Annotated in this window: 14 protein-coding genes and 1 pseudogene; 4 read left to right on the top strand and 11 right to left on the bottom strand. The window is 51.4% G+C overall.

Features of this window, described 5'->3' with window-relative positions:
- The first annotated feature begins 31 nt into the window (after nt 1-31).
- The gene (locus tag GXM22_RS02400; RefSeq protein ID WP_005929481.1) at nt 32-988 is read left to right on the top strand and encodes a glycerophosphodiester phosphodiesterase; all 957 of its coding nucleotides are present in this window, start codon (nt 32-34) and stop codon (nt 986-988) included.
- Between the two features lie 362 nt (nt 989-1,350).
- Here GXM22_RS02400 and GXM22_RS02395 read toward each other — a convergent pair whose 3' ends face one another.
- Nucleotides 1,351-1,497 carry a hypothetical protein gene (locus tag GXM22_RS02395; RefSeq protein ID WP_156066819.1) on the bottom strand — a complete coding sequence of 49 codons (147 nt, stop codon included), beginning with the start codon at nt 1,495-1,497 and terminating at the stop codon, nt 1,351-1,353.
- 355 nt (nt 1,498-1,852) lie between these two features.
- On the opposite strand from GXM22_RS02395, the pseudogene GXM22_RS02390 reads away from it, so the two are divergent.
- Nucleotides 1,853-2,005: pseudogene (locus tag GXM22_RS02390) on the top strand (IS66 family transposase); the annotation flags it as partial.
- A gap of 581 nt (nt 2,006-2,586) precedes the next feature.
- Here the strand turns inward: GXM22_RS02390 and GXM22_RS02385 are convergent.
- Nucleotides 2,587-3,948 (bottom strand): sensor histidine kinase, encoded by a 1,362-nt coding sequence (locus GXM22_RS02385; RefSeq protein WP_005929498.1) that lies wholly within the window; start codon nt 3,946-3,948, stop codon nt 2,587-2,589.
- Nucleotides 3,945-4,667, bottom strand: a complete 723-nt coding sequence (locus tag GXM22_RS02380; protein WP_005929501.1) for a LytR/AlgR family response regulator transcription factor — start codon at nt 4,665-4,667, stop codon at nt 3,945-3,947. Before GXM22_RS02380 ends, GXM22_RS02385 begins: the two co-directional genes overlap by 4 nt.
- Before the next feature lie 209 nt (nt 4,668-4,876).
- On the opposite strand from GXM22_RS02380, the gene GXM22_RS02375 reads away from it, so the two are divergent.
- Nucleotides 4,877-5,299, top strand: coding sequence for a response regulator (locus GXM22_RS02375; protein ID WP_005929507.1), 423 nt, complete (start codon nt 4,877-4,879; stop codon nt 5,297-5,299).
- Nucleotides 5,296-7,398: a hypothetical protein gene (locus GXM22_RS02370; protein WP_005929511.1), complete on the top strand. Its 2,103-nt coding sequence runs from the start codon at nt 5,296-5,298 to the stop codon at nt 7,396-7,398. The genes GXM22_RS02375 and GXM22_RS02370 overlap by 4 nt, the downstream gene beginning before the upstream one ends.
- Nucleotides 7,399-7,797: 399 nt before the next feature.
- On the opposite strand, the gene GXM22_RS02360 is transcribed toward GXM22_RS02370, so the two are convergent.
- From GXM22_RS02360 to GXM22_RS15325, 8 genes are all read right to left on the bottom strand, one after another.
- Nucleotides 7,798-11,184 carry a DEAD/DEAH box helicase family protein gene (locus GXM22_RS02360; RefSeq protein ID WP_005929521.1) on the bottom strand — a complete coding sequence of 1,129 codons (3,387 nt, stop codon included), beginning with the start codon at nt 11,182-11,184 and terminating at the stop codon, nt 7,798-7,800.
- Between the two features lie 23 nt (nt 11,185-11,207).
- A complete protein-coding gene (locus GXM22_RS02355) occupies nt 11,208-12,218 on the bottom strand; it encodes a DUF4062 domain-containing protein (protein ID WP_005929524.1) in 1,011 nt (336 codons plus the stop codon).
- A 24-nt stretch (nt 12,219-12,242) separates the two neighbouring features.
- Complete coding sequence (locus tag GXM22_RS02350; protein WP_005929527.1) at nt 12,243-12,479, bottom strand: hypothetical protein; 237 nt, start codon at nt 12,477-12,479, stop codon at nt 12,243-12,245.
- Between the two features lie 250 nt (nt 12,480-12,729).
- On the bottom strand, nt 12,730-13,119 hold the full coding sequence (locus tag GXM22_RS02345) for an endonuclease domain-containing protein (protein WP_005929530.1): 390 nt from the start codon (nt 13,117-13,119) through the stop codon (nt 12,730-12,732).
- Between the two features lie 531 nt (nt 13,120-13,650).
- On the bottom strand, nt 13,651-14,796 hold the full coding sequence (locus GXM22_RS02340; protein ID WP_005929536.1) for a restriction endonuclease subunit S: 1,146 nt from the start codon (nt 14,794-14,796) through the stop codon (nt 13,651-13,653).
- Nucleotides 14,796-16,328, bottom strand: a complete 1,533-nt coding sequence (locus GXM22_RS02335; protein ID WP_005929539.1) for a type I restriction-modification system subunit M — start codon at nt 16,326-16,328, stop codon at nt 14,796-14,798. The genes GXM22_RS02340 and GXM22_RS02335 overlap by 1 nt, the downstream gene beginning before the upstream one ends.
- A gap of 221 nt (nt 16,329-16,549) precedes the next feature.
- The gene (locus tag GXM22_RS02330; protein WP_005929542.1) at nt 16,550-16,915 is read right to left on the bottom strand and encodes a hypothetical protein; all 366 of its coding nucleotides are present in this window, start codon (nt 16,913-16,915) and stop codon (nt 16,550-16,552) included.
- Nucleotides 16,912-17,043, bottom strand: coding sequence for a hypothetical protein (locus GXM22_RS15325; RefSeq protein WP_255569314.1), 132 nt, complete (start codon nt 17,041-17,043; stop codon nt 16,912-16,914). The genes GXM22_RS02330 and GXM22_RS15325 overlap by 4 nt, the downstream gene beginning before the upstream one ends.
- Nucleotides 17,044-17,390 lie beyond the last annotated feature (347 nt).

Here is a 17,390-nt window from a genome sequence, read left to right as displayed (position 1 = left end):
CCAACTGTGAGGAAAGGAATCATAGCACAAGATGACGACACCCCAAATCATTGCGCACCGCGGTGCATCCTATCTGGCCCCTGAGAACACGCTGGTCGCCTTCCGCAAGGCGATGGAGATTGGCGCGGACGGCGTGGAAATGGATGTACAGAAGACCTACGACAACGAGCTGGTCATCCACCACGACTATATGGTGGACATGCACACCGACATCTCCGGCCAGATCTACGACCTGACCATGGGCGAGCTGAAGGCTCTGGATTTCGGCAGCTGGAAAGATGCCATCTACGCCAACGAGAGGATCGCCACGCTGCAGGAAGCGCTGGAGCTCTGCGCCGGCATGGAGGGCACCCAGGTACAGCTGGAACTGAAAAGCCCACTGGAGGACGACCCCGACTTTGTGCCCCGGGTGCTGGATGCAGTCCGCGCCGCCGGGCTCACCGATCGGCTCACCCTCATCTCCTTCCACCACTCTCAGCTGCGGCAGGCAAAGCAGCTGATGCCCGAGCTGAAGGTAGGCGCGCTGACCTACGGCGCCTTCCTCAGCATGGTGCTGCCTCCGCCGGTGGTGTGGAAGGATCTGGGTCTTGTGAACAGCATGGACGAGCCCTTCAGCGAGGAAAACTGCATCGACCTGCGGAACAATCTCATCTACCGCACGGTGGCCGACAAGGTCGATATGCTCCGTGCCAACTTCCCCGGCGAGACCGTGGAGCAGGTCATCGGCCATCTGGAGGAGCAGGCGGATGTGGCTGCCTACATCAAAACGCTGGATTTCCCCGTGGATATCGTCAGCTGCGAGTATCACACCGCCTATTCCAACCCCGAGCTTGTGAACCAGCTCCACGCCATGGGCATCCAGGCCGCGTTCTGGACCGTGGACACCCAGGACGCAGTCCGTTCCCTGCTGCCCCTTGGCCCTGACTGCATCGTCACCAACCGGCCTGACCGCGTGCGGGAATGGGTGAATGCGGAAATGAGGAAATAAAAAGATCACAAAACGTCCCCGTGCAGGATATCAAAACTGCACGGGGACGTTTTCTATGTCAGAATGCAAAAATCATTATGAAAACATACCGGCCGTTTCTGCTTCTGCCGGTCTTACTGTCGGTATCTGGAATATAATGATCCCATAGGTCATTTCATCGATCTGTACGCTCGCAAATCCGACCTGAACTTTTGCACTTTCAAACTCACGCTCAAGCGGTTCTATCTGAACCACATGATCGTTAATTTCTTCCAGAATCAACCGTCTTTTTATCGATTCATAATACTCACTTTCATACGCAACGTTTTTGAAATATGAAACTTAATAGGCATTCGTATCGCCGTTTTTCACCAGTTCTTGGCTCAACTCGTTTGACACGGTATCCAAATGCGCACCGTCTCAACTTCCCGAACCACTTCCACAACCTTTTCAGGCGTACAACTCGTCAGACAAAGCGCAACCAGGATGCTGGCAAAAATCGTTGCCGTACATTTCAGCATCTGTTTCATGATAGTCTTCTCCTGTCACCGGCATTTTCAATCTAACGAAACGACTTCTCCAAGGGGATGCTATATGCTCATAATACCGGTTATTTTGTCGATTTGTCAACAACCAGATCATTTCAGACATCATTTTCTCTTTTTCGACAGGAAAAAGCTCACGATAATATCGTGATTGCACAAAAAAGTGCCTCAAAAAATTTTAACAAGATGCTTCTCTGCAATCCGTTCTGAACCGCCTAATGAAACCATGTCTTTCCCCGCTCTCTCCAAAGTGAGAAAATAGTACCATAAAAAATGTATTTTTGAAGCAGTCTGAAAAATGCAGAGACACAGCAAGGAGGACTCCATGGAGAAGCAGCCCTCCAATCGTGCAGAAAACCAGATACGTCCCTTTACTGTCGGCAGAAAGAACTGGCTGTTCAGCGACACGCCTGCCGGTGCAAAGGCCAGCGCGGTGATCTACAGCATTGTGGAAACTGCAAAGGCAAACAGCCTTGTGCCCAGAGATTATATCCAGCTTTCCGCATTCTGCCATAACAAAGCTCCCCCGTGCAGCTTTGTTATGGTCTTTTAACGGTTAATTACAAATTTTCTTTGGTGCGCTCGAGGGAACTCGATTCCCTGGCCCTCTGATTAAAAGAGCCCACCGGGCAGAACACTCTGATTTTGAAACTTTCGAGCTTTCGTTATTTTTGTGCAAAGCATCGTGATTTTTCACTATGTAATTTCTGCATCCTTTGTCGTATTTTGCAAGTCAGAGTGCCCCTTGCATCCCTTGAAACAGTGCAAAAACAGTGCAGAAACCATGCACTTACTCTGGGACAAATGAAAAATAATGATTTTTGATCCATGACTTGATGGCGGTTTGAGTGACCGCAAAGTCAAATTTGATACACGGGAAGAAAAATGCCCACTCGTCTGAGAAGTTCTCAGGGGAGTGGGCATTTCTGTATAATGGCATTTTGTATATGTCACTTGCCACTTTTAGCATGGAGGTTGCCATTTGAGGAAAGAAGTTTCTGCTTTTTTATATGGCAAGTTTCCGCACTTCCCGCATTACTTTCCGCACTTCCCGCATTACTTTCCGCACTTTCCCTACAACTCCGTGGTGCTGTCTGCGGTCTCTGGCGGCTGCTTTTCTCCACAAAGCATGACCTTGGCAGAGAAAACGCCATTCTGATGGGTAAATGTGCTTGCACCGCCGGTCTTTTCTGCAATATGCTGGACAGACTGGATGCCGATCCCGTTTTCCTTTCGCTTGGACGAGCGGAAGAGCCCGCTTTTTTCGTTGACTTCACCGTCAAATGCGTTTTCCACTTCGACCAAAAGAAGCCGCTCGGCATGGACATACGCGGTGACCTCGATCTTGCGCCGGGCGGGTGCGGTGCGCAGGCTGGCTTCGAATGCGTTTTCCAGAAGATTAGACAGCACCAGACACAGATCAATCTCGTCCACAGGAAGCACCTGTGGTAAGTCGAGTTTGGCACAAAAGGGAACACCCTCACGCTTTGCAAGGGCGCAATAATAGCCTGCGACACTATCTGCCGCACGGTTTTCGCAGAAATTCATGTCCAGATCCGGGATCCGGGCGGCAGTTTTTGCAAGGTAGGCTTTCAGGCCGTCCAGATCTCCTGTTTCTGCCAGTGCGGAGATCTGATTCAGCTGGTGGCGCATATCGTGCCGCGCCTGCCGGGCTTCTTCAATGGCGGCTTTCAGGCTTTCATAGCGCTGCTGCTGCATGGAAAGAAACTGATTTTCCTGCTGCAACCTCGCATTCCGGTTAAGGCTGTTTGCCATCAGCAGGAAAATTGTATTGAACAAGAACAGCAGGAACAAAAGTGCGATGCTCATAACGATGTAGACCTGCAAGACCCGCCCTATACGGAGCGTTATCTGGTAGCGCGGGGTTATAAAAAGATTCAGCAGGATGAACACCAGCGGCAGTACCCAGAACACATACCACGTCTGCGCAAAATTGTCATCCTCCACCATCGCGCGTACTGCGTGGGTGGCGGGATAATAGGCTGCGGCAGTGATCAGCCAGCAGATCACGTTATAAAAAATGCAGGCGCTAAAACAGAACCACGGCTTGTCCGGCGGCAGCTGCAGCCGGATCGTTATCGCCGTACCAACGGCGCGGGACAAGCTATTCAGGCACGCAAATACCGCGCAGACCGCCAGCGCGATGGTCCCGGATTTCCAGAGAGAGAGCCGCAGCGTTTTGAGATACAGGAAAATTGTCACAAACGTTATGAGCAGCAAGGGGAACGCGGTCGAGAGACCGAAATGATAGCAAAGCAGCCCGCCGCCAAGGCAAAGCCCGAACAGCAGCGGCACCTCCCATACCGCAAGCTTTGCGGAAGACTGCTTCAGATAGGAGCGCACCGGAAAATACGCGAGCAGCAGGCCGGGAAACACAACGGTAAGCTCCAGGATCGGGCGCAGAACATCCTTCAACCCACACGCCCCCTTTGCAGCAGAAATTCCATAAACGCCTGTCGGGCGGCTTTCAAAAGCTCCTGACTGACATAGACGCGGCTGCCGTCCGTCATACAGAAGGCGGCAGCCTGAAAATCGGCAGCATTCTCCATATTGATGATCGTACCGCGGCCACAAACAAAAAAGCGCGGGTCCTTTTTGAGCGGCTCTGTGAACGCCTTGAAACTCTGGCGCATGGCAAGCGTTTTGCCGGCAGTGGTGCGGATATTGATGATGTGGGCGAAATGCTCGGCGGATATGATATCACGATAGCGCAAATGGATGTCGCTGCCATCCACCTTCACCGTCAAAACCGGCTCCGGGCGGGGGAGTTTTGCGAGCATTTCATCCAACAGACCGGACAACTCGGCCTCTGAAAAGGGCTTGACCAAATAATGAAATGCCCGTACCTGAAACCCCTCGAGTGCATGGTCTGTCGAGGTGGTGGTAAAAACCAGAAGACAGTCTGCGTCTGTTTTCCGAAGTTCCTTTGCCGCGTCCATGCCGCTTAAACCATTCATGTAAATATCCAGAAATGCGGCGGTAAAGCGCTGCTCTTTTTCTGCCGCCAGAAAGGCTTCCCCGCTGTCAAACTCTAAAATTTCTGCATCTGCGCCGCGCTGACTCAGCTGCCGCACCAAGCGCTCCTTCAGCAGTGTGCGCTCGGTATCAAGGTCATCGACGATTGCGATCCTCATGCTGTATCAGGAAGCCGTTTTACAGCTTCCAACCTCCTTTATAAACTCTTTCATCCTGATTATAGCACAGTTGCCCGGTTCTGTCGCAGCAGAAAACGGGATTTCGTGACGGAAAAGGGGCTTTCGTGCCAAACAGCTTGAAACAGCCGTATCCGCCCGTATACTAGAGACAGAGAACCTCAACAACGGCAGAAGGAAGGAGGGTCGCTGTGTATCGAATCGCCGTGCTGACAAACAGCAGGGCGCAGGAAGCTTTTTGGGCAGAGCAGATCTTGCAGTTCTGCGCCGAGCATTGTTTATTTCCCCAAATGGACTGTTACCACGATCAGGAAAGCTTTTTTGAAGCCGCACGCTGCGATCCGCTGACAAATGCCGTGATCGCCCTGCCGGGGGTGGATGGATTGAATGCAGTAGAGCATCTGCGCGCGCTTTGTCCCCAAACACGCGTTATCTGGTGCAGCGATCTGAATTTTTCGCTCCATGCCTTCCGGCTGCGTGCAGACTACTTTCTGCTGGAGCCAGTGACCGAAGCCGCTTTGCGGCAGGGTTTTTGCATCTGGCTGGATCAAAAAAATCCGGCAGAGCAGCGCCGACCTGACCGCAACGAACACAACAAGGAGAACGACTTATGAAAAAGAGAAAGATCATCCACTCTGCGTTGAGCTTGTCGCTGACCGCAGCATTGTGCCTTTCCATGGCCGCCTGCGGCGGAACACAGACGCCGGCAGACAGTGCTGCCGCTTCTCAGCCCTCTGCACCGTCCGCCGTGGTGCAGCCCTCTGCTGCGGAGACGACCTCTGCGGCACTGCCTGTGAAGGCCTTGAACCCCAAGCAGGTGGAGGAAAACCCCTACATGGCCAAGAGCGATGCAAACATTCATCACGACGGCTACAACACAGATTCAACGGATGAGATCCTGCCGCTTGCGATCTATCCTGAGATCAACGTTTCCTATGAGACAACGAATGCAAATGCTTCTCCCGCTATCTATTTTGACAGCTACGGCCATGCCGTTGTGCCGCTGCTGGGCGGCATCGCCATCCGCAACCTGAACGCCGAAGAAACAAAAACGCTCGGCTATTTCTCGCCAAAGAAGCATGACGGCGGCGGTTACGTTATCCAGAGCTCCTACACGTTCCTTGACTCGGAAAACCGCATCGTCTGCCCCACGAGCAACAACCATGTGCTGATGCTCCGTGCAACAGATGAAAACGGCAATGTGCTGCCCGAATTTGAGAAGGTACTGGACATTGATATCAAGGCTGCCGCCGAAGCCGCGCTTGGAAAAGAGCTGACGCAGAATCTTTTGTCCGTGGTCTTTGACTACGACGGAAACCTCTGGTTTGCAACGGGCGGCTTCCGCATTTATCCGCAGCGCCAGCAGCAGGGCGTCATCGGCTATATTGCCCGTTCTGCCATTGATGCGATCCTGAATGGCGAGCAGACAGACCTTTCAAAGGCTGTCTTTGTCTACGAGCTGACCCCCGGCGAGGGTGCCGAGAACGGCATCGCCGCCTCCAAGGACGGTGCGGTGATCCTCACCAACCAGAACTGCTATCTTCTGCGTGCAGAAGAAGGCGTAGACGTTGTGTGGTGCACGCCCTATGAGAGCGCGGGTGCAAAGGTGAGCGGCGAAGGCGATAAGACCACTGGCGGCGGTCTTGCATGGGGCGGCGGCTGCTCTCCCACACTGACACCGAACCTTGTGCTGTTCACCGACAATCAGGATATCGTAAACCTTCTTGCGCTCGATATGAAGACCGGCGAGGTCGTGGCAAGCGCCCCGGTGCTGGATGACCTGCCCGAGGGCTATCAGGTAGCCGTTGAGAACTCTGCCATCGTCTATGACGACGGCAATGGCACCGTCAGCACCATCGTCTGCAACTGGTTTGGCGCGGGCAATGCAGGTCTGGCGGATCCCAACAACGACTCCTCCATCCAGAGCTACGCTAATATTTACGACCAGAACTGGCTCATGAAGGGCAATGTTATGATCGCCCCCGGCATCGAGCGCATGGACACCGTAAAGACCGCAAACGGCTACGAGATGAAGAGCATCTGGAGCCGGAACGACCTGAGCGACACTTCCATCCTGAAGCTTTCCACCGCAACGGGCTATATCTACGGCTATGTGCAGGATGTGACCACCGGGATGTGGCAGTACATCATTCTGGATTTTGAAACTGGCGAGACCGTTTTCACGATGGATGTTTCCAACAAGTACGGCTATAACAACATGGCCATTGGAATGTATGCCGGCAACAGCGGCAATGCGCTCTACTGCCCGACAGGCTATCTGGAACTGCTTCGTTTGCAGGACCGTTTCGTTTATCTGCCCGAAATGCCCTACCGCAAGGTCGATCTTGATCAGGCAGCAAGAAATGTCCTCTCGCAGGAACAGTTTGCGCAGGACGGCGGCGAAGGCACCGTTGCAAGCTGGCGCAACACTGTGACCGTCCGCAACGTACATCCCAACACCACGGTAGCTTTCCGCATGAATAACCTGTCCGGCAGCACCTCCGGTCTGACCCTCTACGCCTATGGCGTGGACGGCAAGCTAGCAAAGGTCGATCCTGCACTGTGGTCGATCACAGACGAGGACGGCGAGGCTGTAACGGAACTTACCGCCGGTACGCTCTATGAGCTGCACGTGACCGTCGCCGATGGCGGCGCTCTTGACCTGAGCGAGACGGAAAAGGAGATCAGGCTCTCCGTTGTACTCGGAAAATAAACATAAAACGCCCGCCCACCGTGTCCAAATCTCCACGGTGAGCGGGCGTTCCGCTTCCTTTTGAAGGCAGACCGGAATGGCGATTTTGCAAAGGGTCCTCATAAAGTCTGACATGGCAGCCTCCTTGTGCTTTCCCGTTCCACCAGCTCCTCCGGGACGCGGATGCCCTGTCCCTGCAAAAATCGCATAAATTCCAGCGCATAGTGGTCGGACACCGCAAATACCGCCGTGATTTTTTCAGAAAAAAGGCGGGGAAGGTTCTCACTGTAAAACGCCATTCTCTCCCTTGCCGCAGCAGGGACCTGCCAGAATAAAGTTTCTCCCGGCGCAAAGGCGCTGCGGAAACCGTCTATCCGCTCCTTGTCCATTATACCGTTTTTATCAGTACATTCTACCACTTTATGCGGTCACATGGGTGGCATTCTCTTTCACCGAATTGATCGTATCCATCAGTTCACTGCCTGTTTTGCCATCAAACAGGCGGGTAAACAGAATGGGCTGGTCAAAGGGTGGTTTCATCAGAACCGCTTTGCTTTCCACATAACCGTTCTGCTCAATGTAATGAATGACCTTCCGAACAAACGCGATCTGCTTTGCATTCAGCGATTCGTCATTGATAAATTTGGAAAATGCCTGCATGGCAGCATCGTGGTCCAGCTTTGCCACTTTACGCACCAGCAGACCAAAGGGTGTATCCCGAAACTCCCGTGCATAGTCCTCTTTGCTGCCCAGCTCACAGGTGAAGATATGTTCCAGCTCGGTATAGTCACCCCGGGAAAGCGGAATGTTCTGGGTCAGCTTGTGGATGGCCAGCGTATCGCTGCGGTGCTCCATGATGTAGCGGTTCACACGTTCCCGGTACTCGCCAAAATCGTAGCCGGGATCCAGCGTTTTGCCCTCAGTCTGTTCCAGTACCGGGTCGGCAAGGGCCGTGTAGACAGGCTTTTGCCCTTCTACACCGTCCACCAGAAACTTGATAAGCTCCCGCAGTTCCTGCCGCATTTCCTCAAAGCGGAGCAGATCGTGCGAGGTCAAAAATTCGTCTGTCTGCACCTCCCGAATGAGGGACAGCTTTGCCTGCACCTGCGGGATGGTAGCCTTCCCTTCCAGCATTGCCGCTGTATTGCGCAGCTGTTTCTGGGCGCGGCCCAGCCCCGGCAGACCTTCCAGTTCACAGAGCAGCAAGCCATACACAAAGTTATCGAACCGCTTGGCGGCTTCATCTTTGTCGTCCAGCGAGATGAGCGGTGCCACCTCTTTCATCAGAGTACCCTTGTCCGTTTCGGTCAGGCTGACAAAGGCTCCCGGCTTTTGATAGTGTTCCACGGCCTGTCGGTGCAGCCGCACGGATACCAGTTCCGGGTTCAGCGCTCCCACTTCGGCACGGCAGGTTTCTGTTAAAATTTTACGCCAGTTCTGGTATTTTTCGTCCGCATAGGCTCCATCCTGCAGCGCGGCGGCAATCCGTACCTGCTTGCAGAAAATGCTCTCGGACAGGCTTTTGGTGTCCGCGCTCTCGTAACCGTTGGGTTTCTGACGGAAAAATTCAAAGTTGCCGCAGTAGTCGAAAATCAGAAAACGCCGTTTGCCCGTATATTCGCCGTCGATGGCATCCACGCAGGCAAGGGACGGGCAGAGCCGTGTACCATGGCCGATCATCTGCCAGAACTTCGTTTTGCTGCGTACTTTTTTGAAGAGCACCAGATTCACGCACTCCGGCACATCGATGCCCGTGTCCATCATATCCACCGAGACCGCAATAAACGGCGGCTTGTCTGGCTGTTTGAAGTCGTCAATGATGGACTGCGCATAGGCATCATCGCAGACCACCCGCTGGATGAATCCCGGGTACTGGGTCTCCAGCTGCGGGTAGAGCTTGCCAAAGCGTTCCCGGATAAACTCCGCGTGGCGCTTGTTCTGGGCAAAGATGATGGTCTTGCCGATGCGGTCGCCGCCTGCCGTCTGGATGCCCCGTTCCATCAGATCTTGCAGCACCGTGTCCACGGTGTTGGCGTTGAAGATGAACTTGTTCAGCTTTTCGGATGGGATAAAGGTGGGCAGGGTGTCGTCCTCGGCAAAATCGTCCTCGTAGCGGGCCTTATCCTCCGGTGAAAGCTGGTCGTAGTGGATGCCCTCTTCTGTGAATTTCGTCTTGACCTCGTAGTTGTAGTAAGGCACCAGCACATGGTCGGTGTAGACCGCCGTATCGTAATCGTAGGCGTAGGTGGGGATGCCGTGTTCCATCTCGAAAAAGTCGTAGGTGTTGCGGTCTACATCGGTTTTCGGGGTGGCGGTCAGACCCACCAGAATCGCATCGAAATAATCAAAAATGGCGCGGTATTTCTTGAAAATGCTGCGGTGGCTCTCGTCCACGATGATAAGGTCAAAGTGGGCGGGCGAAAACAGCGGCACGCCGTCCTTGGTCTTGGCGTTGTCAATGGCGTTGAGCATGGTGGGATAGGTGGAAAGCACGATGCGCGCGGCCTTATCGTCCTTAGAGGAGCATAGGTTGCACAGCGACTGGTCGGGCAGATACTTTTTGAAGTCGTCCTTTGCCTGCTTGACCAGCGCGGTGCGGTCGGCTAGAAAAAGCACATTGGTCACATGACCGCCCCGGCTCAGCACATCGGTCAGGCTGGATGCGGTGCGGGTCTTGCCCGTGCCAGTAGCCATGACCAGCAGATTGCGCCGGAAGCCCTGCGCGATGTGGGCGCAGACAGCCCGGATGGCATTTTTCTGGTAGTAACGGTCGGTGATTTTGTCGTCAATTTCAATGGTGTCCAGCGGCTTTTTCTCGGTGCGGCGGTTCATCAGTTTCTGTAAATCGTCCTTGCAGAACACCCCGCTTACAGCACGCTGCGGGCCGCTCTGCTCATCCCAGAAATAGGTGGTGTAGCCGTTGGTGGTAAACAGCATCGGACGGCGGCCGAATTTCTGCTCCAGACAGTCTGCATAAAGCTGAGCCTGCTTGCGCCCGATGTTGGGGTCTTTGGTGCTGCGCTTGGCTTCAATGACCGCCAGCGGCAAGCCGTCTTTGCCCATCAGCACATAGTCCGCATAGCCCTTCTGCCCCAGCGCGCCGTTCATGTTGTCCACTTCGTACTCGGTGCGCACATCGGCATCCGGCCCGGTGAATTTCCAGCCCATGGCCTTGAGGTCGATGTCGATGATCTTCTGCCGCGTCTCGGCCTCGGTCAGGTCGGCGGCGGTAAAACTGCGGCTCTGCTGGTTCTGCTGTTTGCTGGCTGTGTACGCCGCCGAAAGGCTCTCCACCTGCTTGCGCAGGGCTTCCAGCTCGGCATCCTTCTGGGTCAGCAGGCTTTCCTGTTCCCGGATCTTCTTTTCGTCCAGCGTTACCTTTTCGCCGGGGATGGCTGTTTCGTCAAAGGAGCGCTCCACATAGTCCGTGCCGTAGCAGTAATCCACCCACTGGATGAAGTCGAACAGCCCCCGCAGGCTGAACACTGCATCCGCCGCCGACACACTATGCCCCGTATGTACCGCCAGATTGCCCGCCTTCACGATGCTGGGCAGCACGCTCCACACATCCCGGTCCACCGCGAACCGGAAGCTCGGCTCGTGCAGCAGGGATTGCAGGTTGTCCTTGTAGGGCATCGTGATGGTTTTATCTGCCGCATACACCCACTTCACCGCCAGCTCCAACGCCTTCCGGCACCCCACCGCGCACATCGCCGGGGAGGTGGAGAACACTTTCTCGGCCTCGATGGCAGAATTGGCGAAGAGGGAGTATTCGGGATGGGTGGAGAGATAGGAGAAGTTGGACATAAGGAGGGCTCCTTTCGATTAATTTATCTTCTTTGTGCAACCAGCTGTGTCATGACAAATTCACCATATTTTGTAAGAGACCAATACGTCTGATCAGAGTGCTTTTTCTCACTTAGCTGGATATATCCTAGAGCTTTAAATTGAACGCAAATCATCCCAAAAGAAGAATCAGTTATATTATCCACCGAAACATCTGAATATTCTGAAGTAACATTATTAGGCTTTTTTCTTGCCAAATTCTCAAAAACGCCTCGCATATCAGATTCGCTTGCTTCATTTATTAAAATCGGAGAAACCTCTGCAAATAACTCATTCCATGTTACATCTATTTCTCCCACAATATCTATGTAGCTACCTCTGTACGTTCTAGCGCTATAATCAAATCCTAGCGTTACCAAATCATCGCCCTGTTTAAGCATTGCTGTCCCTTCCGGGGCTTCCACACTGATTTTTTCTATTTTCTTTCTCAAGGCCTCGTTTTCTTTTTGAAGCCGTGCAATCTCTTTTACGGATTTTTCGTCAACTGCACTGCCTGCTTTTACCCATCCTTCTGCTGGGAAATTTTTCATTAGTTTTACCATGCTTCGAGACACAACAGAACCAAGTTCTGCCGGCGTTTCCCAGAACTTGACCAATTTCTTTTCTGCAAGTTTTTTAAATTCTTCTAGTTTCTTTTTTCCCTCGTCAGTCTGCTCACTTTTTCCAGTTGGTATGGATGCTGGATTTTTATGTACAAATGAAATGATGGGCTTCCCTGTTTTAAGAGCATATTCAAATTCCATTTGAGTATAGCTAATCCCATCAGGGCCAACACTTCCATACCGACCACCGATAATTAAAATATAGTAATCACAATCATCAATGACGCGCTTAATAAGAGACCATTGGTCTTCGCTGGATGCCGGGAAGAGTTCCATACCTGCTGGAATACAATCAAGTTCCAAAAGAGCTTGCATCACTTCTTTGCGCTCATCTTGTAGGTCATCATAAGTCGAACTAACAAAAACCTGATATCTTTTATCAGTGGTAATCATCTTTTTACTCCATTCCTGATAATTTTATGCCCATCCCAATTCTGCCGCAATTATTCCCAAGCACACGCAAAATGCCTGTTGCTGATGTTCCGCATCCAATTTATTCACAGCTTCACACAGATCATATATTGCTTTTACAGCCTTTTGAACCTCTGCATTTTGGTCTTGCTGATACTGCCACATCGTCTGCGATGGAATCGATTGATAAAAGCTCTGATTCACATAGGTCGGATTAAACATCTGATCGTAGAACTGGTTCATCGTATGTGCTCCTTTCGCATCGTCGAAATACCATATTTTTCCTCATTGTAGCATACACCTTATGGTATTTCAATGTTTTATACAAAAGGATGCAAATTTCGACATGTATTTCAGAATTTTCACCAGAATCATGGTGCTCACAGGGAAACTCCCGCCGTCACGGCTTCGCCGTGCCACCTCCCTCTAGGAGGGAGGCTTTTGCCCCACCGCTACGCCAAAGGCTCCCTCCCAGAGGGAGCTGGCAAAGCCGCTAGGCTTTGACTGAGGGAGTATCTTCCAGTTCCTGAACCCGCTTTCTGACTTCCAAAGCAATTGCACTGCAAACTTCTTGAAAGCTCTGCTCTATTTCCAGATTAGAAAACCGAATCACCTTCACACCATATTCGGCAAAAATGGCGGAGCGTTCTTTGTCGTATGCCAGTCCCTGCTCATCATAATGCTGTGAACCGTCCACTTCCACGACCAGCCTTGCAACGTGACAATAGAAATCCGCAATAAAGCCATCAATCGTTTTCTGACGCTGAAACCGCACGGGATAGCCACGCAGAAAATCATACCAGAGATGATTTTCCTGTTTGGTTGCGTCCTTGCGCAATTCTTTTGCACGAGGGATCAATTTTCCTTGATATGGCAATGACATCTGGACGCGCTCCTTTCTGGAACTCCCTCCGTCACGGCTAACGCCGCGCCACCTCCCTCTAGGAGGGAGGCTTTTGCCTTACCACCACATAAAGGCTCCCTCTCAGAGGGAGCTGTCACCGAAGGTGACTGAGGGAGTTACCCAAAATATTCCTGCATCAGCGCTTTTTCATCAATTCCAGCTTTTCAAGGCTCTGCGGCTCACTCCCTCCGTCACGGCTAACGCCGCGCCACCTCCCTCAAGGAGGGAGGCTTTTCCTCGGGCCGGAAACTTTCCCTCTTTGTCAAAAGGCTCCCTCCCAGAGGGAGCTGTCACCGAAGGTGACTGAGGGAGTTACCCAAAATATTCCTGCATCAGTGCCTTTTTCATCAATTCCAGCTTTTCAAGGCTCTGCTGTACAACTCCCTCCGTCACGGCTAACGCCGCGCCACCTCCCTCAAGGAGGGAGGCTTTTTCTCGGGCCGGAAACTTTCCCTCTTTGTCAAAAGGCTCCCTCCCAGAGGGAGCTGTCACCGAAGGTGACTGAGGGAGTCACCCAAAATATTCCTGCATCAGCGCCTTTTTCATCAGTTCCAACTTTTCAAGGCTCTGCTGTACGATTTGCTTTTGCCTATCTGCACATTTCACAAATGATATAAAAGCTTTTTGCATTTCCATGGGTGGAACAATTTGACGATGCATCTTCATAATATTTGTATTTAAGTTTGGTTGCGTTCCTGCCGGCGCCGTTTTCCTAAAATATTCAGTCATTTGATTCAAAGAATATAACAAGAATATTTTATCGAGCTTTTCGTCAATATCTTCCATCGCAAGCCATCCATCGTGAATACAGCCATCAAATGTAATAATTCTTGCAAATCCTAGCGAAACCCCACAATTTGCAAAAATCAAGCTTCCCGCTTTTATCATACGGCTTTTTTTTACGCCCTCTTGAATAATATATTCCTTCGTAGAATTCAAGTAAATGTTTTCTCCAGTTGTCGCATCACCGATTTTAATCCAAGGAATAGTTCCTCCCAGATACCTTTCAATTGGACGTGGTGAACCGCCTCTAACAATCGTACACAATTCTCCAAGAGGATAAGTCATCCATTTCTTATTGTTAACATTTATATCTCCAAACATCTCCACAAACCGCGCCTTTACCAGCTCGTCCAGTTTGGCAAGCTGTTGTTTGCGAAGAAAAATCAAATCGTCCACTTTTCTCAAAATTTTGTTTTCGCTTTTTTGGGTATCAATATCTGGCAAGTTCACGACATAATTTTCCAAGAAAGTTTTTGGCACACGTTTTTGACCTGCGCTTCCAGTCATGTTTCTCTCAGCCTCTTTGCGAAAAGCCTTCCATGTGGTCAAATAATACAGCCATTCGCTCGTTATTTTGTCTGTATCAGGACGCAAAACATGAAATTCAGTGCTTCCAAAGCCAATTCCGTTTTTCATATTATGGGCGATTGCACCTTTTCCATTTTCCATACAAGGTGTAATTTTCGCAAATAAAATATCGCCATTTTGAAAATTTGTGAAGCCTTTCTTTACTTCTGAATAATTTTTAATTTCAGATGCATCGAACTCCCCGTGCTCACCAACTTTTGTCATTGGAATAAAGGAAACTTCAGTGTCATCTCTTAATGTGCAACTCTTGGGGTTAATTAAGCAAACCTCTCCCAACTTCGCCATCACATCATCTTCTCCAACTCTGCCAAACCCTTGGTGATCTCCATTTCCAGCTCATGCAGGTCAGCAAGGATCTCCGTGGTCGAGGGGTACTCCACCGGCACATACTCGGTCTCTTTGTACTTATTGATGGATAAATCATACCCATTGGCGGCAATCTCCTCTTTGGGCACAAAGAAACTCTGCTCGGTGCACTTGCGGTCAGTTTCGGCATCGAGGTTCTGAAACCGGGCGATGATGTCCGGGATGTCGTTTTCCTTCACCTCGGTGCGCTTGTCGTCCAGCGAAAAGCCGTCGGCTTTCATATCGTAGAACCACACCTTGTCGGTGCCGCCCGCGCCGGTCTTGGTAAACACCAGCACCGCCGTGGACACGCCTGCGTAGGGCTTGAACACGCCGGAGGGCATGGAGATGACAGCCCGCAGCTGATGGTTTTCAATCAGTTCTTTCCGGATGCTCTGGTGTGCCTTGCTGGAACCGAACAGCACGCCGTCCGGCACAATGCAGGCGCAGCGTCCGCCGGTTTTGAGCATCCGCAGGAAGAGTGCAAGGAACAGAAGCTCCGTCTTTTTGGTGTTGGTGACGGCTTTCAGGTCGTCGTTGATGCTCTCGGCATCCACAGTGCCCTTGAACGGCGGGTTTGCAAGGCAAATGGTGTACTTGCTGCAAATGGAGTTTTGCTTCGACACGCTGTCCTTGTAGTCGATCTCCGGGTTCGTGATGGAGTGGAGCATCAGGTTCATGGCCGAAATGCGCAGCATGGTGCGGTCCATGTCAAAGCCGGTGAACATCGGGCCGGCAAAATGCTGCCACTGCTCCGAGGTCATGCTGTCCTCGTAGTGGGCGCGGAGGTACTGCGCACTGGACACCAGAAAGCCCGCCGTGCCGCAGGCGGGGTCGCAGATGAAGTCGTCCGGCGTGGGCTGCACCAGTTCCACCATCATGTCGCGGATGTGCTTGGGCGTGCGGAACTGGCCGTTCCGCCCTGCCGAGGACAGTTTTAGCAGCATATACTCGTACAGGTCGCCCTGCATATCAAGGTCGGCAATGTCGTGGGTGTAAAGATCCTCCAGCCCGGTGATGATCTTTTGCAGCACCTGTGGCGTGGGAATCAGGAACATGGCATCGTCCATATACCGCGCAAAGGCGGTGTTGCCCTCATCCGGGCGGGTGGGGTCGTCCTCGATTTCCACCAGCTCACCGTTTGCGTCAAAGTCCGGCAGACGGCCATACTTCATCTTTTTGATGGCCGGGAACACCCGCTGCTGCATGGTCAGGAAAATTTCGCGGGAATCTTTATCCTTGAAGCGGCTCCACCGCATAGACTGCCCTGCCGCGCTGGCCGGGAAGATGTGCTCCATCTTTTCGCCCGCCATGTTCTCAAAATCTTCGGTGGCAAGCTCTTTCTCGTCCAGTGACCGGATGAACATGAGATAGGTCAGCTGTTCAATGACGGTCAGCGGATTGGTGATGCCGCCTGCCCAGATGTCCGTCCAGATTTTGTCTACCTTATTTTTAATGGCTCCTGTTACCATGCGTTCCTCCTGAATGTTTGCCAATCGCAAACGCTTTGTATCTTGGATTTTTGGTGATAATATCACAATTTTATTATAGCAGTGTACGATTGCATTTTCAATGTAGAGTGTTTAGCAGAAGTGCTTTCTTGATCGCAAGGCAAGAAATCAGTGGAACGTTAAAACAGCAATTTGCGATATGCACTTCAACGCTGTTGCTGTTACATGAAGATGTTGAATTGCTATAAAACGGTAAAGTGGATCTGCATTTCACAGACTGTTGCTTCTCGTGCTGCTGTTCCCAAAATAAAGTTGATGATAGCCCAACTGCGCCAGACAACAAAGCTGTCCTCACGTTTCGGCGGCTGAATCAGTGCACAAAATTCTTCCTGCATGTAAACGTCCTTGATGTTTTCTTTTGCCTTTACCATCTTGATTTTGAACAGTGCTATTTCGTCCTGCTCCATGCACCAGTAAAGGAACACTTTCACCGAACGGATATAGTGGTTGACGCTGTTTGCGGTCATTCCGCTATCCGTCAAGTGGATAACATACCGCTTGAATCCTGCCTCATTCACGGCTAACTGTTCATCTGACAGGAACTTCAAAAACCGTGTAATATCTCATACCGATAGCCGTTCAACGTGGCTTCTGCCGTGCCAGAATACTTCTTATCATCCAAAAAATCTTGTTTTAGATTATCAAACCGGACTGCACTTTTCTGAATCTTCTTCATTTTTTCTGTACCTCTGACCTCTAAAATTTTTGAAAAAATCATAGGTACAAGCTCAAAATGTCCGCATAAAACAAAAAAGACGACAAACCGTTTCTTTCAACGATTTGTCGTCCTTTTGGTGCGCTCGAGGGAACTCGAATCCCTGGCCCTCTGATTAAAAGAATGAGCCAATTGGGAAACGACCGTTTGCGTTTGTTCCGTTTTATATAGAATCATCGTCATTTTTATTCGCGTTCGTGCGTATTCATTTCCAATTGTTTGCGACAGATAAGGCACAAATAAGGCACATTCCGGTGCGCCTTGCATCCGATAAACAGGACAACACACAGCCCATCATAGAGAAAGCA

Origin of the sequence: Faecalibacterium duncaniae (assembly GCF_010509575.1) — a bacterium.
GTDB lineage: Bacteria > Bacillota > Clostridia > Oscillospirales > Ruminococcaceae > Faecalibacterium > Faecalibacterium duncaniae.
Note: the sequence above shows the minus strand (reverse complement) of the source record. Positions and strands in the feature narration are given on the sequence as shown.

Excerpts from the sequence above, each read along its gene's own strand:
- GXM22_RS02400 (WP_005929481.1), top strand. The coding sequence starts at position 32 with ATGACGACACCCCAAATCATTGCGCACCGCGGTGCATCCTATCTGGCC.
- GXM22_RS02395 (WP_156066819.1), bottom strand. The coding sequence starts at position 1,497 with ATGAAACAGATGCTGAAATGTACGGCAACGATTTTTGCCAGCATCCTG.
- GXM22_RS02380 (WP_005929501.1), bottom strand. The coding sequence starts at position 4,667 with ATGAGGATCGCAATCGTCGATGACCTTGATACCGAGCGCACACTGCTG.
- GXM22_RS02370 (WP_005929511.1), top strand. The coding sequence starts at position 5,296 with ATGAAAAAGAGAAAGATCATCCACTCTGCGTTGAGCTTGTCGCTGACC.
- GXM22_RS02360 (WP_005929521.1), bottom strand. The coding sequence starts at position 11,184 with ATGTCCAACTTCTCCTATCTCTCCACCCATCCCGAATACTCCCTCTTC.
- GXM22_RS02355 (WP_005929524.1), bottom strand. The coding sequence starts at position 12,218 with ATGATTACCACTGATAAAAGATATCAGGTTTTTGTTAGTTCGACTTAT.
- GXM22_RS02350 (WP_005929527.1), bottom strand. The coding sequence starts at position 12,479 with ATGAACCAGTTCTACGATCAGATGTTTAATCCGACCTATGTGAATCAG.
- GXM22_RS02345 (WP_005929530.1), bottom strand. The coding sequence starts at position 13,119 with ATGTCATTGCCATATCAAGGAAAATTGATCCCTCGTGCAAAAGAATTG.
- GXM22_RS02340 (WP_005929536.1), bottom strand. The coding sequence starts at position 14,796 with ATGGCGAAGTTGGGAGAGGTTTGCTTAATTAACCCCAAGAGTTGCACA.
- GXM22_RS02335 (WP_005929539.1), bottom strand. The coding sequence starts at position 16,328 with ATGGTAACAGGAGCCATTAAAAATAAGGTAGACAAAATCTGGACGGAC.
- GXM22_RS15325 (WP_255569314.1), bottom strand. The coding sequence starts at position 17,043 with ATGAAGAAGATTCAGAAAAGTGCAGTCCGGTTTGATAATCTAAAACAA.